The sequence below is a fragment of the Shigella sonnei genome (assembly GCF_002950395.1).
Classification (GTDB): Bacteria; Pseudomonadota; Gammaproteobacteria; order Enterobacterales; family Enterobacteriaceae; genus ECMA0423.
Genome location: NZ_CP026802.1, coordinates 1,759,877 through 1,782,255, shown reverse-complemented (window position 1 = coordinate 1,782,255; position 22,379 = coordinate 1,759,877). Strand labels below are relative to the sequence as shown.

Below are 22,379 nucleotides of genomic sequence, written 5' to 3'. Positions count from 1 at the left end.
ACTAGTCATTGGAGAGCAGATGATTGATGTCTTAGGACCGGAGAAACGCAGACGGCGTACCACACAGGAAAAGATCGCAATTGTTCAGCAGAGCTTTGAACCGGGGATGACGGTCTCCCTCGTTGCCCGGCAACATGGTGTAGCAGCCAGCCAGTTATTTCTCTGGCGTAAGCAATACCAGGAAGGAAGTCTTACTGCTGTGGCCGCCGGAGAACAGGTTGTTCCTGCCTCTGAACTTGCTGCCGCCATGAAGCAGATTAAAGAACTCCAGCGCCTGCTCGGCAAGAAAACGATGGAAAATGAACTCCTCAAAGAAGCCGTTGAATATGGACGGGCAAAAAAGTGGATAGCGCACGCGCCCTTATTGCCCGGGGATGGGGAGTAAGCTTAGTCAGCCGTTGTCTCCGGGTGTCGCGTGCGCAGTTGCACGTCATTCTCAGACGAACCGATGACTGGATGGATGGCCGCCACAGTCGTCACACTGATGATACGGATGTGCTTCTCCGTATACACCATGTTATCGGAGAGCTGCCCACGTATGGTTATCGTCGGGTATGGGCGCTGCTTCGCAGACAGGCAGAACTTGATGGTATGCCTGCGATCAATGCCAAACGTGTTTACCGGATCATGCGCCAGAATGCGCTGTTGCTTGAGCGAAAACCTGCTGTACCGCCATCGAAACGGGCACATACAGGCAGAGTGGCTGTGAAAGAAAGTAATCAGCGATGGTGCTCTGACGGGTTCGAGTTCCGCTGTGATAACGGAGAAAAACTGCGAGTCACGTTCGCGCTGGACTGCTGTGACCGTGAGGCACTGCACTGGGCGGTCACTACGGGCGGCTTCAACAGTGAAACAGTACAGGACGTCATGCTGGGAGCGGTGGAACGCCGCTTCGGCAACGAGCTTCCGGCGTCTCCAGTAGAGTGGCTGACGGATAATGGTTCATGCTACCGGGCTAATGAAACACGGCAGTTTGCCCGGATGTTGGGGCTTGAACCGAAGAGCACGGCGGTGCGGAGTCCGGAGAGTAACGGCATAGCAGAGAGCTTCGTGAAAACGATAAAGCGTGACTACATCAGTGTCATGCCCAAACCAGACGGGTTAACGGCAGCAAAGAACCTTGCAGAGGCGTTCGAGCATTATAACGAATGGCATCCGCATAGTGCACTGGGTTATCGCTCGCCACGGGAATATCTACGGCAGCAAGCCAGTAATGGGTTAAGTGATAACAGGTGTCTGGAAATATAGGGGCAAATCCATCCGGCGGCCAGTGTCTGGGGTAATGTGGGCGTGCAGCTGGGTGATAATGGCTACAATGACACCGCAGTGATGGTGGGCCTGAAATATAAGTTCTGATCCCCGTTAGCTAAAATACCGCGTCGAATTCATCGACGCGGTAACATATTAAATATTATTTTTTGCCGATAGCACGCATGGTGTCATCAATTGCCGTGATCAACAGCATTTGCGGGTCTTTAGCGCAAACCTGATTCAGTTTTTCTACCACTTTGGCGCTCAGTTCCGGAGATTGCTCAATTTTTAAATCACGGCTGGCAACGCTGGCATTACCCATCACCGCAACAATTTCTGCAACCTGTGCGCTGTCAGTTTTTGCCATTTCGTTGGCTTCTGCGCAAGTAATATAGGTTTCTGACGGCAAACCGTTTTTAATATTGTAGTCCTGCGCCCAGGTCATTGGTGCGAAAACAAACAGGCCCGCCAGTAAAGCAAATTTTTTCATCATCATTCCTTATTTCATTTTACCCAGAATTGCACCACCCGTACCGCCAATCACGGCACCTTTAATCGCCCCTTCGAGGCCATTGCCGGTCAGAACGCCAGTGACAGCACCAACGGCGGCACCCACTTTTGCACCTTTACGTGCATTTTTACCGTCGCGGCCTTTTTCTGTTACTGCACCAACACCAGCGCCAACAGCTGCACCTTTCAGTACGCCATTAACACCATTGCCAGTAAGTAATCCAACGCCTGCGCCTAGCAATGCACCTTTCGTGGTGCGGTTCATATCCGCCATCGCTGGCGTGGAGCAGAACAATGCTGAGATAAGCCCGAAGGCAAGTATTTTTTTCTTCAACTTAGATGTCCGGTATTAAGTAAGTTGCACACACAATAATTTCGTCTTCAATTAAGATCTGCTTAACTAAAGAACGCTCGCTATTATTCAGATAATTCAAAATGAGCGTGGCTGTGATGATAGGAATTATGTTTTTTACGTGAATGAGAATAATCTTAAATGAGGAATAACTCATTGATTGGCAATATTTTTATTCAAGAAGTATCATTGACTGTTAACGCAATGTTGTAAAGGTAAGATAATCTGATTTATCAATATTATTGTGTGATTTTTATGTGAGCAGAAGATATTCATCAGCAACGATTACATTAGTCATTTTATTTTGCCGACGGCCTCATTGTCGAAAGATAAGCGTACGACAGTATTATCTGAAAAGAGTGATTTTTTATCCAACTACACTTCAGCGCACTGCGTTTAAAAAATGCCTCTTTCTTATGCGGGATATCATCATTTCATCATGATGTCTTTGGTGAGCGGTGAACACAATACACCTGCGCTGTCTCTTCAGGATGAATCCCCTGGTCTGGTGCCTGCGGGCTGATGTTGCAGCAGAGCTTAGGTCACTTAGACGCTACTATCATTTATCCAATGGCATGGAATCGAAATCAGTCGATACCCGCAGTATATATCGTGAACTGGTCGTTCTGACCATCAACGATTAAACTGCGCTTCGGCGCAGTTTTCGTTTACAGGGGGCTAAAAGGGAAAATTCTGGGGCAAAAAAAGCCCGCCAGTTACGGCGGGAAACCTCATCCTATGGGAGAACAATGAATAATGAAATTGCGGGGTTATCATCCCCCAGTGTATCCACACTAACAATAAGGTTATTTACTCAGCCAGGCATAAACATTATGTTCTGTGCGTGGGAACAGCCTTAAGGTGTAAAGGGGGAGGTGGAAATAGCAATGAGGAGTATCAGCAAGAATACTCGCCGCTTTACCACAACGTGGATGAGAGGGATGAAAAACTCAAGGCAGAAATGACTCTGCCTTGAAGATAAATGCGTTTTTACAGCGGGCTTATTTCAGCTCTTCTGCTTCCGGTAAGGTCACGTTCAGCTCAAGAATAGAAATATCGCCATCTTTTTGCTCAAGCTGTACGGTTACCATCTCAGGATCAATTTGTACGTATTTACAAATGACCTCAAGAATATCTTTACGCAACTGCGGCAGATAATGCGGTTCTGCATCGCTGCGACGGCGTTCAGCAACAATAATCTGCAGCCGTTCTTTTGCAATGTTGGCTGTGTTTTTCTTCCGCGAGAGAAAGAAATCGAGTAATGCCATAACTTATCCTCCGAACAAGCGTTTGAGGAAGCCTTTCTTCTCTTCTTCAATGAAGCGGAAAGGACGTTCTTCTCCCAACAGACGTTCTACGGTATCTGCGTAGGCTTTACCCGCATCGGCGTTAATGTCGAGAATGACCGGTTCACCTTGGTTAGAGGCGCGCAATACTGATTGATCCTCTGGGATCACGCCGACGAGTTTGATGCGCAGGATCTCCAGCACATCTTCCATGCTCAGCATGTCACCTCTGCTTACGCGGCCTGGGTTATAGCGCGTTAACAGCAGGTGCTCTTTAATAGGCTCTTCGCCATTTTCTGCGCGGCGTGATTTCGACGCCAGAATGCCTAAAATACGGTCAGAGTCGCGTACTGAGGAGACTTCCGGGTTGGTGGTAATAATGGCTTCGTCTGCAAAATAGAGTGCCATTAACGCACCGGTTTCAATCCCTGCCGGGGAGTCACAAACGATAAATTCAAAATCCATCGCTTTCAGATCATCAAGAACTTTGGCGACCCCTTCACGGGTGAGGGCATCTTTATCGCGTGTTTGCGATGCCGGAAGAATATAGAGATTTTCAGTACGCTTATCTTTAATTAACGCCTGATTTAGCGTTGCATCGCCCTGAATGACGTTGACGAAATCGTAAACGACCCGGCGTTCGCAACCCATAATCAGGTCGAGATTACGCAGGCCGATATCAAAATCTATCACGACAGTTTTCTTTCCCTTCTGGGCCAAACCAGTGGCGATGGCCGCGCTGGAGGTTGTCTTACCAACCCCCCCTTTGCCCGAAGTAACAACAATAATGCGTGCCATAGAAATTCCTTGTTAAAAAGGGATCAATTTAACGGTTGAACGGTCAAAGCGTTTTCGACTAACTGCAGTCGCGCCGCTTTGCCATAAAATTCTGCTGGGATTTGATCACTCAGCCAGTATTCACCTGCGATGGACACCAATTCCGCCATCAGGTTCGTACAAAATATTTGCGTTTCCCGGTCACCACTTGCCCCTGCCAGCGCACGACCGCGCATCATGCCATAGACATGAATGTTCCCATCGGCAATCAATTCGGCCCCAGCGCTAACGTGGCTTGTAACAATCAGATCACATTGTGGAGCATAAATACGCTGACCGGAACGCACCGGGGTATCTATTAAACGCGTTTTTGTGACCGGCGTGGTATTTTGCGCTGGAGCCTGTGGTGCGGGAGCTGGACGTGGCGCTTTTTCCTTTCCTTCCGTCAGGATAGGCAGCCCCATTTTTTCAATTTCGGCTTTAAGTTGCGCGTCTTTGCAGCCACTTACGCCAATAACCCGCAAACCGGTTGCCGAAACCGCCTTATGCATCGCTGACCAGTTTACCGGGTCTTCCAGTGCACTGACGTTGAGTACAACGGGGGCATGTTTTAAAAATGCGGGGGCCTGAGCGATTTTGTCTTCCAGCGCCTGATGGATAACCTTAGGTTCTGCCTCATGCAGATGAACCACAGATAAAGTGAAGCTACTGCCTTTAAGCTCGATTGGCGTGTTTGACATCCTGGCCTTACTCAATTAGCTATTAATCATCGCCAGCGCGCGATGATGTTCCGAAGACTATAAGGCATGTTATAGTCTGGATTATATTGAGGCAAGTCACCCTCCCATTTATTCAGAGTAAAAGTCTATTCTGTGATAAATGGCGCTGATTCATAGCTTAAAAAATACCCTTGTCAATCAACCCATTGCCGCCGTACTTTTGATTCTTCTTATTTACGCTTCCTTTTTCCGCACCCTAATCGTGACAGCATCTCCAGACCTGTTTAAATATCCAGCATTGAGGCAAGTGTATTTTTTCACCACGCCAGGCTTTCTTAACTTTCCATTTTTTGCAGCATCATTAAAGAACAGATACCCGTTATCTTAATATCCGCCACAGAATTGCTCTATCATAGAAACCGCAGAAGACGTCTGATACTTCTGTCAGGTCATCGTAACTCGTCCAGGTCAGCGGTTTTGATTACGGATTGATGACGAAATGAGCATAAGTGTTGTACGGTTGGATTATCAGGATGTGCTATGAATATGATGCGTATTATTTATATCGGATTGTCAGGTGTGGGGATGATGTTCTCATCAATGGCGTCTGGACATGACGCTGGCGGACTTCAATCTCCGGCGTGCGGCGTTGTTTGCGACCCGTATATTTGTGTGAACTCAGATGGCATTTCCCCAGAGTTAACAAGGAAATATCTCGGCGAAAAAGCCGCTGAAAACTTACAATCATTACAAGGCTACGATCCCAGCGAATTTACATTCGCTAACGGTGTATTTTGCGATGTTAAAGAAAAATTATGTCGTGATGATCGTTATTTTGGTGTAGATGGTAAGCGGAGTGGAAAAATCAATCAAACCACCACAAAGATGTTATTTATGTGTCGTGAGTGATGCCTTGTTTACATTATGTTCTCTGCTATTCGTCATTAACCTCTTGAGCGACAGAGAGGAGTGGGGCGTTAACGTCTATGATGGGGATAGTCCCCGTCGGTTGACATTTACTTAATTTGAATATCGACGTTATATTTTTTAGTTTTGTTTTTACGGGCGTCGTTTCGAGTTTGCAGCACTCGCAGCTCATATTTGCCAGAAGCAGGGAGTGAGTATTGTCCGTGACTATCGAGTTCTGGGGAATATCTGGATAAATCAACAGAATCATCGATTCCTGGCCCGAAGAGATAAGTATCAGCGCCTTCATTAGAGATACTCACATGCACTTTCTGACCTTTTTTGGCATAGAAGGTATATGTATCGTAATCGTATCCCTTTATTTCGCCGGAGTACTGAGCGCTGCTATGGCCTTTGCTGAACTCAACATTGACATTTTTACCCGCAGCAAAGCTCGTGGAGGTTAGCAGTGCAAGCAGCAATACAGCCTTACTGATGCTCTTGATTTTCATTGGTAGTCTCCTGTTCAGAATGAGTACGATGAACTGTTATAATATAACAATCCCTTACGGGAGAATTCCAGTGGCTTTTCTGCGTTCGGTAAAATCCCGGCGCGGCATTTTTTGCCGGGGGGATTACTTATAAAGGGGCATGGACTCAACAAACCGCAGAAATCTACAGCTGGTTGGCTTGTGGCGCGGGTTTCATTGATGTTAGCTTATGCCAAAACCTGGCATCTTAAAGAGTAAAAGTATGTTTTGTGTGATTTATCGAAGCAGCAAGCGTGACCAGACCTATTTATATGTCGAAAAAAAAGACGATTTTTCGCGTGTTCCTGAGGAACTGATGAAAGGTTTTGGTCAGCCTCAGTTAGCGATGATTCTGCCGTTGGATGGGCGGAAGAAACTGGTCAATGCTGATATTGAAAAGGTTAAACTGGCATTAACCGAGCAAGGTTACTATTTGCAGTTACCGCCACCACCTGAAGATTTGCTGAAGCAACATCTTTCCGTCATGGGGCAGAAAACAGACGACACTAACAAATAACCGATATCCGGCGGTGGCATTATCTTTGTCGGCGCGGGTTTTCATATCCACGATAAGGTGAGGGGAACGTTATGTATCAACATCACAACTGGCAAGGTGCGCTGCTGGATTATCCGGTGAGTAAAGTAGTCTGTGTTGGCAGTAACTATGCCAAACATATTAAAGAGATGGGCAGCGCAGTGCCCGAAGAGCCAGTGCTGTTTATTAAACCAGAAACGGCACTGTGCGATCTGCGGCAGCCATTGGCGATCCCATCCGATTTCGGTTCAGTTCATCATGAAGTCGAACTGGCGGTGTTGATTGGCGCGACGCTGCGTCAGGCAACGGAAGAGCATGTCCGCAAAGCCATTGCCGGTTACGGCGTGGCGCTTGATCTGACATTGCGTGATGTTCAGGGAAAAATGAAGAAAGCCGGGCAGCCGTGGGAAAAGGCTAAAGCGTTTGATAACTCTTGTCCGCTTTCCGGGTTTATCCCCGCGGCGGAATTTACCGGCGATCCACAAAATACAACGCTGGGCCTGAGCGTAAACGGCGAACAACGCCAGCAAGGTACGACTGCGGACATGATCCATAAAATCGTTCCGTTGATCGCTTATATGAGCAAGTTTTTTACCCTCAAGGCCGGTGACGTTGTGTTGACAGGCACGCCTGATGGCGTCGGCCCGTTGCAAAGCGGTGATGAGCTGACAGTCACTTTCGATGGGCATTCTTTGACAACTCGCGTTTTGTAATACTTTTTGCCGCCTGAAAGCGGCGGCAAAACTTGCATCGCTGTGCCAGACTGGTTATAAGGTGCGTTTTAACGTAATGGCGGAACACCTGATGAGCGATGTACCTTTCTGGCAAAGTAAAACCCTGGACGAAATGAGCGATGCGGAATGGGAGTCGTTGTGTGATGGTTGCGGTCAGTGTTGCCTGCATAAACTGATGGATGAAGACACCGACGAAATCTACTTCACTAACGTCGCCTGTCGCCAGCTCAATATTAAAACTTGTCAATGTCGGAACTACGAACGTCGTTTCGAGTTTGAACCCGACTGCATTAAATTAACCCGTGAAAATCTGCCAACATTCGAATGGCTGCCAATGATCTGCGCTTATCGTTTGCTGGCGGAAGGTAAAGATTTACCTGCGTGGCATCCGCTACTTACTGGTTCGAAAGCGGCAATGCATGGTGAACGTATCTCTGTGCGTCATATCGCAGTGAAAGAATCAGAAGTGATTGACTGGCAGGATCATATCTTAAATAAACCTGACTGGGCGCAGTGATAAATTTAATAGATGTTGATGGGGGCTTTCTTAATATACGTCTGGATGCTCGCCATTTCGTAGCCCTGTTTTTGAAAGCGCTCTGTCATAATGAGAGTTACCCGATACCTTATTATCAACAGGTAACTCTCAATCTTTAAAAAACGTCTGTGTTTTTAAATGTGATAAACCTTATACCTTGAGTACATGGAGAGAATAATCGCTGATCAGACTTCAGGTACCTCAAAGAGTGTCTTTTTACCGTGTTTTTTCTGATACTCATTACAGGTGTTAATCATTTTTTTGGCCGCTTCTTTTAGCAAAGAAAGCATTAAATCATCATAATCAACGTAGAATCTGGTGGTTTCAGTTTCCGTTTTTATCTCTCCGATGGCGGCTATTTCGGTGGTTAATTTCAATTTGGCGGCATCGATATCTTTATTCGCTTGTTTAACCGTGTTAGACAGGGTGGTAAAGAAACTCTGCACAGATTTTAACTTGTTCTTCAATTCTGGGATCAGTTTCCCTTCAACTACGCCCGCAGCAATAGAATAGGAAATGATTAAACCAAATGGACCGGCGACGACACCGGCTGCGGCACCGGCATACGCTTCCTTCCTGATTTTATCTACCTGTGACTGGAAATAGCTGCTTTTTTCTGAAAAATCATTGGTTAACTGGCTATCTAACGCCAGCAGTTTCCCGGAAGCGTTGTTGAAACTTTGTGAGCTTACCAGCAGGGATTTTTGCGCTTCATTCAGCTTCGTGATGCCGTCATCCAGTACCTTAATGAGAATGTCTTTCTGGGCGGATGCTTTCTTCTCATTGTACTCATCAAATAGCAAAATATACGCAGCGAGCAATTGCGTCGCAACACCACACCATTCATACACTGTTTGGGTTGCTTCAAAATACTTATCCTGGCTATCCATAAGTAAGGTTTTAATATCGCCGACTAAAACGGAGGCTGCCTGTGAATACTCCTGTTTAAAGCGACTTAACTCTTTTATGGTTTCATCAAAGGTCTGCCAGGGGATGACCTGATCGAGATATTTATTATAAAGATCTAATGCTCCATCTGCGGTTTCGATTGCGTTTTTAACTACTTCTACCGTTTTATCTGCAACGATTTCAGTCATAATCATTCGCCTCTTTAAATATATAAATTGTAATGAAACTCCTGTTTTACAACTATTAATAAATTTTACTTCATCTAATTCATAGTTAGCCGGGCGGGATGCGTCAATGTCTTTATTTCTATTAATATGATAAATATCAAACAATGTTTAATGTCATTATGGCGAATGCTTCTATTCTATTTTTTTGCCGGGTGATATTTTTCATTTCTGCTGGATGAGCGTCGTCGCCAGAAGGCCACGTGAGCACAGGATAAGAGAACGAAAAATCAGCAGTCTATGCAGCGACAAATATTGATAGCCTGAATCAGTATTGATCTGCTGGCAAGAACAGATTACTGTATATAAAAACAGTATAACTTCAGGCAGATTATTATGTTGTTTATCAAGCCTGCGGATCTCCGCGAAATTGTGACTTTTCCGCTATTTAGCGATCTTGTTCAGTGTGGCTTTCCTTCACCGGCAGCAGATTACGTCGAACAGCGCATCGATCTGAATCAACTGTTGATCCAGCATCCCAGCGCGACTTACTTCGTCAAAGCAAGTGGTGATTCTATGATTGATGGTGGAATTAGTGACGGTGATTTACTGATTGTCGATAGCGCTATTACCGCCAGCCATGGTGATATTGTCATCGCTGCTGTTGACGGCGAGTTTACGGTGAAAAAATTGCAACTACGCCCGACGGTACAGCTTATTCCCATGAACAGTGCGTACTCGCCCATTACCATCAGTAGCGAAGATACGCTGGATGTCTTTGGTGTGGTGATCCACGTCGTTAAGGCGATGCGCTGATGTTTGCTCTCTGTGATGTAAACGCGTTTTATGCCAGCTGTGAGACGGTGTTTCGCCCTGATTTATGGGGTAAACCGGTGGTTGTGCTATCGAATAATGACGGTTGCGTTATCGCCCGAAACGCTGAGGCAAAGGCGCTGGGTGTTAAAATGGGCGATCCCTGGTTCAAACAAAAAGATCTGTTTCGTCGCTGTGGTGTGGTTTGCTTTAGCAGCAATTATGAGCTTTACGCAGACATGAGCAATCGGGTGATGTCGACGCTGGAAGAACTATCGCCCCGCGTCGAGATTTACAGTATTGATGAGGCATTCTGCGATCTGACAGGTGTGCGTAATTGTCGCGATCTGACTGATTTTGGCAGAGAAATTCGCGCAACGGTGCTACAACGTACCCATCTTACTGTTGGTATGGGGATCGCCCAGACCAAAACGCTGGCTAAGCTTGCCAATCATGCGGCAAAAAAATGGCAGCGGCAGACGGGGGGTGCCCCTATTAAGTTGTCAAGCATGTTATGACCCCTGCGGGGTATAAAAAGTCCCGTCGCGCATCATGGCGAACAGAACGTCGCAGCGTCGTCTCGCCAGGGCGATAAGCGCCTGATTGTGTCGTTTTCCCTGACTCATTTTGCGGGTGTAGTAAGCCCTGGAGAGCGGATCCCTGAGCGCGGCGAAGGCCGACAGGAACAACGCCCGTTTGAGAGCTTTATTACCCCGTCGCGAGGGATGCTCACCGCGTATTGACGAGCCGGATCGCCGAGTTACCGGCGCAAGGCCAGCATAAGCAGCGAGATGTGCGGCAGAGGCGAAGGCGCGGCAGGCGACCTCGGTGAGGAGTCTGGCTGCGGTCCTGACACCGACTCCGGGCATACTGGTCAGGACCGGGTAAAGAGGGTGAGCAAGAACTCGCTGTTCTACCTCAAGCGCCACCTCGTCTCTTTGCTTACGCAGCGTGATGAGCTGGAGTGCCAGACGTGGCAGTACTACGGCAGCGGCATTCGTGCCGGGAACGACGACGGTTTGTTCGGCCAGTGCCTGAGCTATGTCTGCTGCAAGGCGTTTACCCAGACGAGGCGCAAGTTTGCAGAGCTGGGCTGCCAGCTTCTTCTCACCCAGCGAAGCCCAGCGAAGCGAGTTTTTCTGGTGAGGGATATCGCTGGAGAAGATCGAGTACCGCCGGGTGCTCAAGTCTCGGACCGAGAACGCGCTCCAGTGCCGGATGTATCTGGGTCAGAAGGCCGCGGATACGGTTGCTGGCCTGCGTTGTCTGTGCGGCAAGATCATCATCGAAGCCGCAGAGCATGGAGAGTTCGGCGATTTGCTCGTCAGCCAGTTTCAGCGTGCGTAGCGCGTGAGGCAGGGTACGGGCAGCTTCGGCAATGATGGCAGCGTCACGAGCATCAGTTTTAGCTTCACCGGCGTGTAAGTCGGCTATGCGGCGCATGGCCAGTCCAGGGAGGTATCCGACAAGGACTCCTTCTGAGCGGGCAACGGCGACAGGTAACGCACCGATGGTAGCTGGCTGATCAACAACCAGCAGTATCTGACCATGTTGTTTCAGGTCAGATATTAGCGACCTGAGTTTGTTTTCGTCGTTGGGTAATGCTTTATCGAACAGGCGTTTACCTGAACGATTAATGGCAACAGCGTGATGCGTATCTTTACCGACATCAACGCCGATAAAGACCTGGACGGATTCGTAATCGCTGGATTCGGTCATTCTGTCTCCCTTGTATATGGGTTAACCAGATAACCACGGGGAGCAGGTACCGGCATCCACGTTACAGACGGTCCCGGCAAAAGTGCCTGACCTGACCCCTATTAGCGGTTACCAGCGCCCCACCAGACCCGGTGACATCACCCCCCGGATCATGGACGACTGGGGGCAGTAATCATGCCGGGTCTGGCTGGCTAACACCCCATTATAAGGGGTACGAATAAAGTAACGGGTGGTGGATTTATCAAATCTGGAACGCCAGCGTAAATTAATGTCTGCTCTCCCCGTGGATGACGTCTGGGGGATTGGACGGCGGATCAGCAAAAAACTGGACGCGATGGGGATCAAAACCGTTCTTGATTTGGCGGATACAGATATCCGGTTTATCCGTAAACATTTTAATGTCGTGCTCGAAAGAACGGTGCGTGAACTGCGCGGTGAACCCTGTTTGCAACTGGAAGAATTTGCACCGACAAAGCAGGAAATTATCTGTTCCCGCTCGTTTGGTGAACGTATCACGGATTATACGTCGATGCGGCAGGCCATTTGTAGTTACGCTGCCCGGGCGGCGGAAAAACTTCGCAGTGAGCATCAATATTGTCGGTTTATCTCCACATTTATTAAGACGTCACCATTTGCGCTCAATGAACCTTATTACGGCAATAGCGCGTCGGTAAAACTGCTGACGCCCACTCAGGACAGCAGGGATATCATTAACGCCGCTACGCGATCTCTGGATGCCATCTGGCAAGCGGGCCATCGCTACCAAAAAGCGGGCGTGATGCAGGGGGATTTCTTCAGTCAGGGAGTCGCGCAGCTCAATTTATTCGATGACAACGCACCGCGCCCCGGGAGTGAGCAATTGATGACGGTAATGGATACACTGAATGCTAAAGAGGGCAGAGGAACACTCTATTTTGCCGGGCAGGGGATCCAACAACAATGGCAGATGAAGCGAGCCATGCTTTCACCACGTTATACAACGCGAAGTTCTGATTTACTGCGGGTCAAATAAATATAGCGGCAGGAAAAAAGCGCTCCCGCAGGAGCGCCGAATGGATTAGCGACCGAACAGATCACGTTTTTTCGCTTTAAACGGCTGGGAAATCATCACCAGCACCGCGACAATCAGGTAAGCGATAAAAATACCGAGCAGCCACTGCGGCATTTCCAGACCTAAAAAATCCCACTGACGCTCGGCGCAATCGCCAGAGGCGACAAACACTTGCGGCACCCATTTATCCAGCGGCAGCCATTCCGGGAAACGAACCATAAAATCACAGGTGGCAAACGGCGAAGGATAGAGCTGAAGCATGGTGTGCTCGTAAGTTAACTGCACACCGCGGAACGCACTATACAACCAGATAACCATCGCTACATAACGCAGCGGAGTTTTCGGGGCGATCGCGCCAATCAGCGCAGCACCCAGAACGCCGAATAACGCGCAGCGTTCATAAATACAGAGCACGCAAGGTTTCAGTAACATCACATGCTGGAACCACAGCGCCGTCAGTTCCAGTGCCAGAGCAGTAAACGCCATCAACAGCCACGCGCCCCGGCCTTGTGAACATTGGTTCAAAAATCGCAACATAATCATTTCCCTGCAATATGCATAGAGTGCGCAGTTTAAACCAATTCATTCGCTGCGCCACCAGGAGGCAGCAAAAATAGGACGCAATTGGACAATTATCGGGCGAAAAGGCAAACCGGGCATTTATATGCCCGGTAAGTTGTTATCAAAGCGTTGCTATCCAGCCCATTTGCATAAACCATTCGGTTACAGGGGCAAGCGTAAACTCGACGCAGAGCAGTCCGACGAGTGTCAGGACGAGGGTGTAAGGCAGGGCCATCCACACCATGCGGCCATAAGAGAGGCGAATCAATGGCGCGAGTGCAGAGGTCAGCAGGAATAGGAACGCAGCCTGACCGTTCGGCGTAGCGACAGAGGGCAGATTGGTACCGGTATTAATGGCGACCGCCAGCAGCTCGTATTGCTTCAACGTGATAGCGCCACTTTCCATTGCCGCTTTCGCTTCGTTGATATAAATCGTCCCCACGAAGACGTTATCCGAAATGGATGACAGCAGACCGTTGAATATATAGAACAGCGACAGCTGAGCATGTTCCGATGCCTGCAACACAAACTGAATAATCGGCGAAAACAGTTGTTGGTCGATAATCACCGCGACTACCGAGAAAAACACCGTCAACAGTGCGGTGAATGGCAGAGATTCGGTGAAGGCTTTACCGATAGCATGCTCATCGGTGACACCGATCAATGATGTCGCCAGAATAATGACTGACAAACCAATCAAACCAACTTCCGCCAGATGCAACGCCAGCGCAGTCACCAACCAGACGCCAATAATCGCCTGGACAATCAGACGGATTTTATCCTGACGGGTACGCTGGTGGCGGCTTTGATCGTCAAACTGCTGCAGCACTTCGCGGACTTTCTCCGGCAGCGTTTCACCGTAGCCAAACCAACGCAGCTTCTCCACCAGCAGGCAGGTTAACAGGCCACAAATCAGAACCGGAACGGTCACCGGCGACATGCGCAGGAAGAAATCGCCAAAATGCCAGCCAGCCGCTTTAGCGATGATCAGGTTCTGTGGTTCGCCCACCATGGTCATCACGCCGCCTAATGCGGTGCCGACACCGGCATGCATCATCAGGCTACGCAGAAAGCCACGGAACTGTTCCAGAACCACTTTGTAATGCTTGTCGATATGACTATCGTCTTGCAGGTCGGTATCTTCAGTACGGGAAGAGGCTACGCGGTGATAAATACCATAAAAACCGACTGCAACGCTGATCACCACCGCCACGACGGTTAAGGCATCGAGGAACGCGGAGAGGAACGCCGCCGCCACGCAAAAAGAGAGCGACAGCAGCATTTTGGAGCGAATGCTTAACAGCAAACGGGTAAATATGAACAGCAATAGCTGTTTCATAAAATAGATACCCGCCACCATAAACATCAGTAACAGCAAGACTTCAAGATTTGCCGCCACCTCTTCACGGACGTGTTCCGCGCTGGTCATGCCGATGAATACCGCTTCGATAGCCAACAGACCACCGGGGAGCAGCGGGTAGCATTTCAGGGCCATCGCCAGAGTGAAAATAAATTCCGCTACCAGCAACCAGCCCGCGACGAAAGGGCTGATGAGGAAAATTAACGGGTTTACGATTAAGAAAATGATGAGGGCGAGTTTGTACCAGTCGGGGGACTGGCCCAAAAAATTGCGCCATAGCGCGCGGCCCCAGGAGATCTCCATGATGGTTTCCCTTACCTTACAAATAATCAATGATGTTTTTATGTTTAAACGCAAAGCTTAACGGTCAGGCAGGAGTGAGGCAAGTCTTGATAGTCAAGGGGAAAGAGATGCGGAAAATGAAGCCTTGATCCCTTTTTCTTCTTTTTGTCTGCTATCAGCGTAGTTAGCCCTCTGGTATGATGAGTCCAACTTTGTTTTGCTGTGTTATGGAAATCTCACTATGGTCATTAAGGCGCAAAGCCCGGCGGGTTTCGCGGAAGAGTACATTATTGAAAGTATCTGGAATAACCGCTTCCCTCCCGGGACTATTTTGCCCGCAGAACGTGAACTTTCAGAATTAATTGGCGTAACGCGTACTACGTTACGTGAAGTGTTACAGCGTCTGGCACGAGATGGCTGGTTGACCATTCAACATGGCAAGCCGACGAAGGTGAATAATTTCTGGGAAACTTCCGGTTTAAATATCCTTGAAACACTGGCGCGACTGGATCACGAAAGTGTGCCGCAGCTTATTGATAATTTGCTGTCGGTGCGTACCAATATTTCCACTATTTTTATTCGCACCGCGTTTCGTCAGCATCCCGATAAAGCGCAGGAAGTGCTGGCTACCGCTAATGAAGTGGCCGATCACGCCGATGCCTTTGCCGAGCTGGATTACAACATATTCCGCGGCCTGGCGTTTGCTTCCGGCAACCCGATTTACGGTCTGATCCTTAACGGGATGAAAGGGCTGTATACGCGCATTGGTCGTCACTATTTCGCCAATCCGGAAGCGCGCAGTCTGGCGCTGGGCTTCTACCACAAACTGTCGGCGTTGTGCAGTGAAGGCGCGCACGATCAGGTGTACGAAACAGTGCGTCGCTATGGGCATGAGAGTGGCGAGATTTGGCACCGGATGCAGAAAAATCTGCCGGGTGATTTAGCCATTCAGGGGCGATAATCCCTTCCGTTTAAAGAGCAAACCCCTCAAACGAGGGGTTTTTTGTTGTTTTTACAGATTTCCCATTCTTGGCGGGCAACGTTCCAGCAACTCGATGCTGCCGTCTTCGTTTTGCTGTTCGAGCATCACATCAAATCCCCACAGGCGATGCACATGCTTCAGGACTTCTTTGCGCCCCCGATCCAGCGGTGCGCGATTATGTGGAATATAACGCAGCGTCAGCGAACGGTCGCCGCGCAAATCCACGTTCCAGATCTGAATATTCGGCTCCAGATTACTTAAGTTATATTGCGACGATAACCGGTTACGCATCTCCCGATAACCTTCTTCATTATGAATAGCGGAAATCTCCAGATAATTATGCCGATCATCATCCAGCACGGTGAAGAAGCGGAAATCACGCATCACTTTCGGTGACAGAAACTGGCTGATAAAACTTTCATCTTTGAAATCACGCATCGCGAAATGCAGCGTTTCCAGCCAGTCGGAACCGGCGATATCCGGGAACCAGTATTTGTCTTCTTCCGTTGGCGACTGACAAATCCGTTTAATATCCTGGAACATGGCGAACCCGAGGGCATACGGGTTGATGCCGCTGTACCACGGGCTGTTATAGGGGGGCTGGAAGACCACATTGGTGTGGCTGTGCAAAAACTCCAGCATAAAACGTTCCGTTACTTTCCCTTCATCATACAGATGGTTAAGGATGGTGTAGTGCCAGAAGGTCGCCCAGCCTTCGTTCATCACCTGAGTCTGTTTTTGCGGATAAAAATACTGGCTCACCTTACGCACAATACGCAGGATTTCACGCTGCCATGATTCCAGCAGTGGCGCATTTTTCTCCATAAAATAGAGCAGGTTTTCTTGTGGTTCGGACGGATAGCGGCGCGCTTCAGCAACCGTTTTCTCTTCCTCGCGCTTCGGCAGAGTACGCCAGAGCATATTGACCTGACTTTGCAGATACTCTTCGCGACTTTTCTGCCGGGCTTTCTCTTCTTGCAGCGAGATTTTTTGCGGGCGTTTGTACCGGTCCACGCCGTAGTTCATCAGCGCGTGGCACGAGTCCAGAAGCCGTTCTACTTCATCCACGCCATAACGTTCTTCGCACTCGGTAATATATTTACGGGCAAAAATCAGATAATCGACAATCGAACTGGCGTCGGTCCAACTGCGGAATAAGTAATTGTTTTTAAAGAAAGAGTTATGCCCATAGCAGGCGTGTGCCATCACCAGCGCTTGCATGGTAATGGTGTTCTCTTCCATCAGGTAAGCGATACACGGGTTAGAGTTAATGACGATTTCATAGGCCAGCCCTTGCTGACCGTGCTTATACAGCCGTTCAGTCTCGATAAATTTTTTACCGAATGACCAGTGCGGATAGTTAATTGGCATGCCGACGCTGGAGTAGGCATCCATCATCTGTTCTGAGGTTATCACTTCAATCTGGTGCGGGTAGGTATCCAGCCGGTAGAGTTTCGCCACCCGGTCTATCTCTGCCAGATAAACATCCAGCAGGTCGAACGTCCAGTCGGGTCCATCGCTCAAACGTGTGGTGTCCTTATTCATAGAATCGATCGTCGCCATACGCGCACCTCATTGTTGTCGGCGCTCTCTGTGTGGAGCACCTCATTTCAAGCATAGAACACCTGTTAAAAACCGCGTCGCCGGAGAATTTTTTTCTTTGCGATTTCTTATTATCAGAGTGCCACTAATCCGCTTCTGAACGGAATTTTATGCTGGATAAAAAGGGCGTTCAGCAGGAGATACTAAAGACGCCATATTGCCGCAGAGTCAGGGAGATGTGAGCCAGCTCACCATAAAAAAGCCGTATGTTGAATAATGTTTTCAACTGAGTTATCAAGATGTAATTAGATTATTATTCTTTTACTGTATCTACCGTTATCGGAGTGGCTATGCGAGTTGTCATACTGGGAAGTGGTGTGGTAGGCGTTGCCAGCGCCTGGTACTTAAATCAGGCAGGACATGAGGTCACCGTCATTGATCGGGAGCCGGGGGCCGCCCTGGAAACCAGCGCCGCGAATGCCGGGCAAATCTCCCCCGGATATGCTGCACCGTGGGCGGCACCAGGTGTGCCTTTAAAAGCGATCAAATGGATGTTCCAGCGCCATGCGCCGCTGGCGGTTCGTCTCGACGGTACGCAGTTTCAGTTGAAATGGATGTGGCAAATGTTACGTAACTGCGACACCAGCCACTACATGGAAAACAAAGGGCGGATGGTGCGTCTGGCGGAATACAGCCGTGATTGCCTGAAAGCATTGCGCGCCGAAACCAATATTCAGTATGAAGGGCGTCAGGGTGGGACGCTGCAACTGTTCCGTACCGAACAACAGTATGAAAATGCGACCCGCGATATCGCCGTGCTGGAAGATGCCGGCGTACCGTATCAGCTGCTGGAATCCAGCCGCCTGGCGGAAGTGGAGCCCGCGCTGGCAGAAGTAGCGCACAAACTGACGGGTGGTCTGCAACTGCCCAATGATGAAACCGGAGACTGCCAGCTGTTTACCCAGAATCTGGCGCGGATGGCAGAGCAGGCGGGGGTTAAATTCCGCTTTAATACGCCCGTTGACCAACTGCTTTGCGACGGCGAGCAAATCTACGGCGTGAAGTGTGGCGATGAAGTGATTAAGGCCGATGCGTATGTGATGGCGTTTGGTTCTTACTCGACGGCGATGCTCAAAGGCATTGTTGATATTCCGGTGTATCCGCTGAAAGGCTACTCGCTGACTATTCCAATTGCGCAGGAAGATGGTGCGCCAGTATCCACCATTCTTGATGAAACCTACAAAATCGCCATTACCCGTTTCGATAACCGCATTCGTGTTGGCGGAATGGCGGAAATTGTTGGTTTTAACACCGAGCTGTTGCAACCGCGTCGTGAAACGCTGGAAATGGTGGTTCGCGATCTCTATCCACGCGGCGGTCATGTCGAGCAGGCGACTTTCTGGACGGGGTTGCGCCCGATGACGCCAGACGGTACGCCGGTTGTCGGGCGTACACGCTTTAAAAATCTGTGGCTGAATACCGGTCACGGCACGCTCGGCTGGACGATGGCTTGCGGTTCCGGTCAGTTGTTAAGCGATCTGCTCTCTGGTCGCACGCCAGCGATCCCATATGAGGATCTAAGCGTAGCGCGCTACAGCCGTGGATTTACGCCATCACGTCCGGGCCATTTACATGGCGCACACAGCTAAGGAAACGAGATGACCCGTCCGATACAGGCCAGCCTCGATCTGCAGGCATTAAAACAGAATCTGTCCATTGTCCGCCAGGCCGCGCCGCACGCGCGCGTCTGGTCGGTGGTAAAAGCGAACGCTTACGGGCATGGTATTGAGCGTATCTGGAGCGCGCTCGGGCCACCGATGGCTTTGCATTACTTAACCTGGAAGAGGCAATAACGTTACGTGAGCGCGGCTGGAAGGGGCCGATCCTGATGCTGGAAGGATTTTTCCATGCTCAGGATCTGGAGATTTATGACCAGCACCGCCTGACCACCTGCGTACACAGCAACTGGCAGCTCAAAGCACTGCAAAATGCGCGGCTAAAAGCACCGTTGGATATTTATCTTAAAGTGAACAGTGGGATGAATCGGTTGGGCTTCCAGCCCGATCGCGTGCTTACCGTCTGGCAGCAGTTGCGGGCAATGGCGAATGTTGGCGAGATGACCCTGATGTCGCATTTTGCCGAAGCGGAACATCCTGATGGAATTTCCAGCGCGATGGCGCGTATTGAGCAGGCGGCGGAAGGGCTGGAGTGTCGGCGTTCGTTGTCCAATTCGGCGGCGACTCTGTGGCACCCGGAAGCGCATTTTGACTGGGTTCGGCCTGGCATTATTTTGTATGGCGCTTCGCCGTCCGGTCAGTGGCGTGATATCGCCAATACCGGATTACGTCCGGTGATGACGCTAAGCAGTGAGATTATTGGTGTCCAGACGCTAAAAGCGGGTGAGCGTGTGGGCTACGGCGGTCGCTATACTGCGCGCGATGAACAGCGAATCGGCATTGTCGCCGCAGGGTACGCCGACGGTTATCCGCGCCACGCGCCTACCGGTACCCCTGTTTTAGTGGACGGCGTGCGCACCATGACGGTGGGGACCGTCTCGATGGATATGCTAGCGGTCGATTTAACGCCTTGCCCGCAGGCGGGTATTGGTACGCCGGTTGAGCTGTGGGGCAAGGAGATCAAAATTGATGATGTCGCCGCCGCTGCCGGAACGGTGGGCTATGAGTTGATGTGCGCGCTGGTGCTACGCGTCCCGGTTGTGACGGTGTAACTTGTTGTAAGCCGGATCGGAGGCAACGTCTTCTGGGTGCAAAAAAAATCATCCATCCGGCTGGTCAGCAACTGTAGTTGTTAATGTGACAGAGCCATTGCCCATGATAGTGTCCATTAAAAGGATGGACACTATTTCCCCGGAACCTGAACTCACCGCACAGGCGTTCTACATAAAACGCTTACGCTTCATTGTTGACTCGAACTCGACTTCAGATAAATCACGCTTTACCCTTGATGGAGCCTGTACATAGATTTGTGTAATTGCCTGATTTTGATATGTTCAATTCAACATCAAATGAAGGTTAAATTATGGACGACAAACAATTGCAGGCTCAGGCTGCGTTCAGCAAAGCATCGCAACCGGCGATAGATGCTTCATTAAATTTAAGATTCAGCTTCCTCTTCAGCCACCCGTACGCCAATCTTCAACACTTCATTATCTTCTTTCTCGGCCACCGTCCAGATCATCCCGGCAAACTCTACCTGGTCACCGACAACCGGTGCCGCGCCTAACAACTGCTGGACAATTTCACCCAGCGTTTGCTGCTTATCACGATATTCTCGCCCGTCTTCCAGGCCATATATCAGCGCAACATCAGCATATTTGGCGCTGGCTTCGAGAATGAAGTCACCAAAGAAGCGTTGATCCAGCGCGACCGGTGGCGACTGGCTGAACAGTTTACCGAGCGCCGGGAGATCGCGTTCCCGACCAATTACACACAACACATCGCCTTCGCGCAGTCGGGTGCTGCCGGTAGGATGAAGCAACTGGTTATCACGAAATAGTGCCGCAATACGCGTCTCTTTTGGCATATGCAGATCGCGCAGTGCCGCACCTACACACCATTTATCGGCACTCAATTGATAAACAAACTGCTCCCACGGATTTTCCGGATGAATATCCAGACCAACGCGTGACACTGGACGTCCGACGGGCGGAACCACCACTTTGGCTTTTTTCGCCGCCCACGAGAGTGATGTTCCCTGCAAGAGCAGTGAAACCAGAACCACAAAGAAGGCGACATTAAAGAACAGACGTGCATTCTCCAGCCCCGCCATCATCGGGAACACGGCCAGGATGATTGGCACCGCGCCGCGTAATCCTACCCAGCTGATAAACACGCGCTCACGCAGATTGAAACCGCGGAAGGGGAGCAATCCAGCAAATACCGAAAGGGGACGGGCGAAGAATATCATCCATGCCGACAAAATGAGCGCCGGAATGGCAATAGGCAGCAGATCGCTTGGGTTAACCAATAGCCCCAGCACCAGGAACATGGCGATTTGCGCCAGCCAGGCGAGGCCGTCGAAATTTTGCAGGATGCCGTAGCGGTTGCGAATCGGCCGATTACCCAGCAGAAAACCGCACAGATAAACAGCCAGAATACCGCTGCCTTCCAGCGCCGTGGTTAAAGCAAAAATTAAAATACCGCCGCTTAATGCCAGCAATGGATATAATCCGGCAGGCAGGGCGATGCGATTAATCATTTGCAGCAGTAAATAACCACCGCCAAGTCCGATGACAATCCCGAGGCCAAATTGCTGCAGAATATCGACCACGAACATCCAACTGACACTGCTTTCATGTTGCTGGATCATCGCAATCAGGGTAATCGTCAGAAAGACCGCCATTGGATCATTACTGCCGGATTCAATTTCCAGCGTCGAGCCAACACGTTCGTTAAGCCCCTTACCACCCAGCAGAGAAAAGACCGCTGCAGCATCGGTAGAGCCGACGATAGCGCCGATTAATAAGCCTTCAATCAAATCAAGATTAAACAGCCACGCCGCCATCATGCCGGTTAAACCAGAGGTGATAAGCACGCCCAGCGTCGCCAGCGACAGTGCCGGTCCTAACGCCACACGAAAGGAACTGGCCTGAGTGCGCATCCCGCCGTCGAGCAAAATAATCGCCAGTGCCAGGTTACTTACCATGTAGGCGAAGGGGTAATTATCAAACGGGATACCGCCGACGCCATCGACTCCTGCCAGCATGCCGATCGCCAGAAAAATAACCAGAATAGGAATGCCAAGACGGGAAGAAAATGAACTAAGTAATATACTGCTGGTGACAAGGATGGATCCTAAGATGAAAAGGCTAATTATTGTTGTGGCATCCAACGGTCGG

At 49.7% G+C, this 22,379-nt stretch carries 22 protein-coding genes and 7 pseudogenes; 16 read left to right on the top strand and 13 right to left on the bottom strand.

Going from position 1 to position 22,379, the window contains the following annotated elements:
* Positions 1 to 19: 19 nt before the first annotated feature.
* Together C1P89_RS09630 and C1P89_RS26465 are read left to right on the top strand one after the other, a co-directional pair.
* A protein-coding gene (locus C1P89_RS09630; RefSeq protein ID WP_112384451.1) for an IS3 family transposase occupies positions 20 to 1,248 on the top strand; the annotation gives its coding sequence in 2 pieces (ribosomal slippage) (positions 20 to 335 and positions 335 to 1,248; 1,230 coding nt in all).
* A pseudogene (locus C1P89_RS26465) lies at positions 1,249 to 1,356 on the top strand (autotransporter outer membrane beta-barrel domain-containing protein); the annotation flags it as partial.
* Positions 1,357 to 1,411: 55 nt separating this feature from the next.
* Here the strand turns inward: C1P89_RS26465 and C1P89_RS09620 are convergent.
* The 3 genes from C1P89_RS09620 to ymgI are packed head-to-tail and all read right to left on the bottom strand — an operon-like array spanning position 1,412 to position 2,270.
* Positions 1,412 to 1,747, bottom strand: a complete 336-nt coding sequence (locus C1P89_RS09620; RefSeq protein ID WP_000979977.1) for a YmgD family protein — start codon at positions 1,745 to 1,747, stop codon at positions 1,412 to 1,414.
* Between the two features lie 3 nt (positions 1,748 to 1,750).
* Positions 1,751 to 2,095, bottom strand: coding sequence for a YMGG-like glycine zipper-containing protein (locus tag C1P89_RS09615; protein ID WP_000726974.1), 345 nt, complete (start codon positions 2,093 to 2,095; stop codon positions 1,751 to 1,753).
* Between the two features lies 1 nt (position 2,096).
* Positions 2,097 to 2,270: a protein YmgI gene (ymgI, locus tag C1P89_RS09610; protein WP_000122462.1), complete on the bottom strand. Its 174-nt coding sequence runs from the start codon at positions 2,268 to 2,270 to the stop codon at positions 2,097 to 2,099.
* A 100-nt stretch (positions 2,271 to 2,370) separates the two neighbouring features.
* Here ymgI and ymgJ point away from each other — a divergent pair, with 100 nt between their 5' ends.
* From ymgJ to C1P89_RS26460, 3 genes and pseudogenes are all read left to right on the top strand, one after another.
* Entirely contained in the window at positions 2,371 to 2,556 is a 186-nt protein-coding gene (gene ymgJ / locus C1P89_RS09605) for a protein YmgJ (protein WP_001328621.1), read from the top strand.
* The gene (locus C1P89_RS09600) at positions 2,517 to 2,636 is read left to right on the top strand and encodes a hypothetical protein (protein WP_001131446.1); all 120 of its coding nucleotides are present in this window, start codon (positions 2,517 to 2,519) and stop codon (positions 2,634 to 2,636) included. Before ymgJ ends, C1P89_RS09600 begins: the two co-directional genes overlap by 40 nt.
* 34 nt (positions 2,637 to 2,670) lie before the next feature.
* Positions 2,671 to 2,733: pseudogene (locus C1P89_RS26460) on the top strand (hypothetical protein); the annotation flags it as partial.
* A gap of 381 nt (positions 2,734 to 3,114) precedes the next feature.
* Here C1P89_RS26460 and minE read toward each other — a convergent pair.
* Genes minE through minC form a run of 3 tightly spaced genes read right to left on the bottom strand, consistent with a single transcriptional unit; the run spans position 3,115 to position 4,916 of the window.
* Entirely contained in the window at positions 3,115 to 3,381 is a 267-nt protein-coding gene (minE, locus tag C1P89_RS09595) for a cell division topological specificity factor MinE (RefSeq protein ID WP_001185665.1), read from the bottom strand.
* 3 nt (positions 3,382 to 3,384) lie between these two features.
* Positions 3,385 to 4,197: a septum site-determining protein MinD gene (gene minD, locus C1P89_RS09590; protein ID WP_000101055.1), complete on the bottom strand. Its 813-nt coding sequence runs from the start codon at positions 4,195 to 4,197 to the stop codon at positions 3,385 to 3,387.
* A 23-nt stretch (positions 4,198 to 4,220) separates the two neighbouring features.
* Positions 4,221 to 4,916 (bottom strand): septum site-determining protein MinC, encoded by a 696-nt coding sequence (minC, locus tag C1P89_RS09585; RefSeq protein ID WP_000072536.1) that lies wholly within the window; start codon positions 4,914 to 4,916, stop codon positions 4,221 to 4,223.
* A 519-nt stretch (positions 4,917 to 5,435) separates the two neighbouring features.
* Here minC and C1P89_RS09580 point away from each other — a divergent pair.
* Positions 5,436 to 5,804 carry a YcgJ family protein gene (locus C1P89_RS09580; protein ID WP_001056860.1) on the top strand — a complete coding sequence of 123 codons (369 nt, stop codon included), beginning with the start codon at positions 5,436 to 5,438 and terminating at the stop codon, positions 5,802 to 5,804.
* A gap of 107 nt (positions 5,805 to 5,911) precedes the next feature.
* Here the strand turns inward: C1P89_RS09580 and pliG are convergent, their stop codons facing one another.
* On the bottom strand, positions 5,912 to 6,313 hold the full coding sequence (gene pliG / locus C1P89_RS09575) for a g-type lysoyme inhibitor PliG (protein ID WP_000695223.1): 402 nt from the start codon (positions 6,311 to 6,313) through the stop codon (positions 5,912 to 5,914).
* Positions 6,314 to 6,554: 241 nt separating this feature from the next.
* Here pliG and C1P89_RS09570 point away from each other — a divergent pair, with 241 nt between their 5' ends.
* The 3 genes from C1P89_RS09570 (at position 6,555) to ycgN (ending at position 8,117) form a co-directional block, all read left to right on the top strand.
* Positions 6,555 to 6,848 carry a YcgL domain-containing protein gene (locus tag C1P89_RS09570; protein WP_001297679.1) on the top strand — a complete coding sequence of 98 codons (294 nt, stop codon included), beginning with the start codon at positions 6,555 to 6,557 and terminating at the stop codon, positions 6,846 to 6,848.
* A gap of 71 nt (positions 6,849 to 6,919) precedes the next feature.
* Positions 6,920 to 7,579: a fumarylacetoacetate hydrolase family protein gene (locus C1P89_RS09565; protein ID WP_000284277.1), complete on the top strand. Its 660-nt coding sequence runs from the start codon at positions 6,920 to 6,922 to the stop codon at positions 7,577 to 7,579.
* Positions 7,580 to 7,670: 91 nt separating this feature from the next.
* Entirely contained in the window at positions 7,671 to 8,117 is a 447-nt protein-coding gene (gene ycgN, locus C1P89_RS09560) for a cysteine cluster protein YcgN (protein WP_001422012.1), read from the top strand.
* A gap of 206 nt (positions 8,118 to 8,323) precedes the next feature.
* Here the strand turns inward: ycgN and hlyE are convergent, their stop codons facing one another.
* On the bottom strand, positions 8,324 to 9,235 hold the full coding sequence (gene hlyE / locus C1P89_RS09555; protein ID WP_005140034.1) for a hemolysin HlyE: 912 nt from the start codon (positions 9,233 to 9,235) through the stop codon (positions 8,324 to 8,326).
* Between the two features lie 372 nt (positions 9,236 to 9,607).
* Between hlyE and C1P89_RS09550 the strand changes: the two genes are divergently transcribed.
* Positions 9,608 to 10,027: a translesion error-prone DNA polymerase V autoproteolytic subunit gene (locus C1P89_RS09550; protein WP_000897378.1), complete on the top strand. Its 420-nt coding sequence runs from the start codon at positions 9,608 to 9,610 to the stop codon at positions 10,025 to 10,027.
* Positions 10,027 to 10,536: pseudogene (locus C1P89_RS09545) on the top strand (Y-family DNA polymerase); the annotation flags it as partial. The gene C1P89_RS09550 and the pseudogene C1P89_RS09545, both read left to right, overlap by 1 nt.
* Here C1P89_RS09545 and C1P89_RS09540 read toward each other — a convergent pair.
* Positions 10,537 to 11,743: pseudogene (locus C1P89_RS09540) on the bottom strand (IS110-like element ISEc20 family transposase). It abuts the pseudogene before it with no gap.
* 229 nt (positions 11,744 to 11,972) lie between these two features.
* On the opposite strand from C1P89_RS09540, the pseudogene umuC reads away from it, so the two are divergent.
* Positions 11,973 to 12,755: pseudogene (umuC, locus tag C1P89_RS09535) on the top strand (DNA polymerase V catalytic protein); the annotation flags it as partial.
* 45 nt (positions 12,756 to 12,800) lie between these two features.
* Here the strand turns inward: umuC and dsbB are convergent.
* Both dsbB and nhaB read right to left on the bottom strand, forming a co-directional pair.
* Entirely contained in the window at positions 12,801 to 13,331 is a 531-nt protein-coding gene (gene dsbB, locus C1P89_RS09530) for a disulfide bond formation protein DsbB (protein WP_000943457.1), read from the bottom strand.
* Positions 13,332 to 13,476: 145 nt separating this feature from the next.
* Positions 13,477 to 15,018: a Na(+)/H(+) antiporter NhaB gene (gene nhaB / locus C1P89_RS09525; RefSeq protein WP_000406387.1), complete on the bottom strand. Its 1,542-nt coding sequence runs from the start codon at positions 15,016 to 15,018 to the stop codon at positions 13,477 to 13,479.
* Positions 15,019 to 15,238: 220 nt separating this feature from the next.
* Between nhaB and fadR the strand changes: the two genes are divergently transcribed.
* Positions 15,239 to 15,958 carry a fatty acid metabolism transcriptional regulator FadR gene (fadR, locus tag C1P89_RS09520; protein ID WP_000234823.1) on the top strand — a complete coding sequence of 240 codons (720 nt, stop codon included), beginning with the start codon at positions 15,239 to 15,241 and terminating at the stop codon, positions 15,956 to 15,958.
* 51 nt (positions 15,959 to 16,009) lie between these two features.
* On the opposite strand, the gene C1P89_RS09515 is transcribed toward fadR, so the two are convergent.
* Positions 16,010 to 17,542: a SpoVR family protein gene (locus C1P89_RS09515; RefSeq protein ID WP_000190858.1), complete on the bottom strand. Its 1,533-nt coding sequence runs from the start codon at positions 17,540 to 17,542 to the stop codon at positions 16,010 to 16,012.
* Positions 17,543 to 17,871: 329 nt separating this feature from the next.
* On the opposite strand from C1P89_RS09515, the gene dadA reads away from it, so the two are divergent.
* The 3 genes and pseudogenes from dadA to C1P89_RS26455 all read left to right on the top strand — a co-directional run.
* The gene (dadA, locus tag C1P89_RS09510) at positions 17,872 to 19,170 is read left to right on the top strand and encodes a D-amino acid dehydrogenase (protein ID WP_001266908.1); all 1,299 of its coding nucleotides are present in this window, start codon (positions 17,872 to 17,874) and stop codon (positions 19,168 to 19,170) included.
* A 9-nt stretch (positions 19,171 to 19,179) separates the two neighbouring features.
* A pseudogene (gene dadX, locus C1P89_RS09505) lies at positions 19,180 to 20,249 on the top strand (catabolic alanine racemase DadX).
* Positions 20,250 to 20,560: 311 nt separating this feature from the next.
* A pseudogene (locus tag C1P89_RS26455) lies at positions 20,561 to 20,701 on the top strand (hypothetical protein); the annotation flags it as partial.
* On the opposite strand, the gene C1P89_RS09500 reads toward C1P89_RS26455, so the two are convergent.
* Positions 20,636 to 22,372 (bottom strand): potassium/proton antiporter, encoded by a 1,737-nt coding sequence (locus C1P89_RS09500; protein WP_000340206.1) that lies wholly within the window; start codon positions 22,370 to 22,372, stop codon positions 20,636 to 20,638. The pseudogene C1P89_RS26455 and the gene C1P89_RS09500 overlap by 66 nt on opposite strands.
* Positions 22,373 to 22,379 lie beyond the last annotated feature (7 nt).

Excerpts from the sequence above, each read along its gene's own strand:
- C1P89_RS09620 (WP_000979977.1), bottom strand. The coding sequence starts at position 1,747 with ATGATGATGAAAAAATTTGCTTTACTGGCGGGCCTGTTTGTTTTCGCA.
- ymgI (WP_000122462.1), bottom strand. The coding sequence starts at position 2,270 with ATGAGTTATTCCTCATTTAAGATTATTCTCATTCACGTAAAAAACATA.
- C1P89_RS09600 (WP_001131446.1), top strand. The coding sequence starts at position 2,517 with ATGCCTCTTTCTTATGCGGGATATCATCATTTCATCATGATGTCTTTG.
- minE (WP_001185665.1), bottom strand. The coding sequence starts at position 3,381 with ATGGCATTACTCGATTTCTTTCTCTCGCGGAAGAAAAACACAGCCAAC.
- minD (WP_000101055.1), bottom strand. The coding sequence starts at position 4,197 with ATGGCACGCATTATTGTTGTTACTTCGGGCAAAGGGGGGGTTGGTAAG.
- minC (WP_000072536.1), bottom strand. The coding sequence starts at position 4,916 with ATGTCAAACACGCCAATCGAGCTTAAAGGCAGTAGCTTCACTTTATCT.
- C1P89_RS09580 (WP_001056860.1), top strand. The coding sequence starts at position 5,436 with ATGAATATGATGCGTATTATTTATATCGGATTGTCAGGTGTGGGGATG.
- pliG (WP_000695223.1), bottom strand. The coding sequence starts at position 6,313 with ATGAAAATCAAGAGCATCAGTAAGGCTGTATTGCTGCTTGCACTGCTA.
- C1P89_RS09570 (WP_001297679.1), top strand. The coding sequence starts at position 6,555 with ATGTTTTGTGTGATTTATCGAAGCAGCAAGCGTGACCAGACCTATTTA.
- C1P89_RS09565 (WP_000284277.1), top strand. The coding sequence starts at position 6,920 with ATGTATCAACATCACAACTGGCAAGGTGCGCTGCTGGATTATCCGGTG.
- ycgN (WP_001422012.1), top strand. The coding sequence starts at position 7,671 with ATGAGCGATGTACCTTTCTGGCAAAGTAAAACCCTGGACGAAATGAGC.
- hlyE (WP_005140034.1), bottom strand. The coding sequence starts at position 9,235 with ATGACTGAAATCGTTGCAGATAAAACGGTAGAAGTAGTTAAAAACGCA.
- C1P89_RS09550 (WP_000897378.1), top strand. The coding sequence starts at position 9,608 with ATGTTGTTTATCAAGCCTGCGGATCTCCGCGAAATTGTGACTTTTCCG.
- dsbB (WP_000943457.1), bottom strand. The coding sequence starts at position 13,331 with ATGTTGCGATTTTTGAACCAATGTTCACAAGGCCGGGGCGCGTGGCTG.
- nhaB (WP_000406387.1), bottom strand. The coding sequence starts at position 15,018 with ATGGAGATCTCCTGGGGCCGCGCGCTATGGCGCAATTTTTTGGGCCAG.
- fadR (WP_000234823.1), top strand. The coding sequence starts at position 15,239 with ATGGTCATTAAGGCGCAAAGCCCGGCGGGTTTCGCGGAAGAGTACATT.
- C1P89_RS09515 (WP_000190858.1), bottom strand. The coding sequence starts at position 17,542 with ATGGCGACGATCGATTCTATGAATAAGGACACCACACGTTTGAGCGAT.
- dadA (WP_001266908.1), top strand. The coding sequence starts at position 17,872 with ATGCGAGTTGTCATACTGGGAAGTGGTGTGGTAGGCGTTGCCAGCGCC.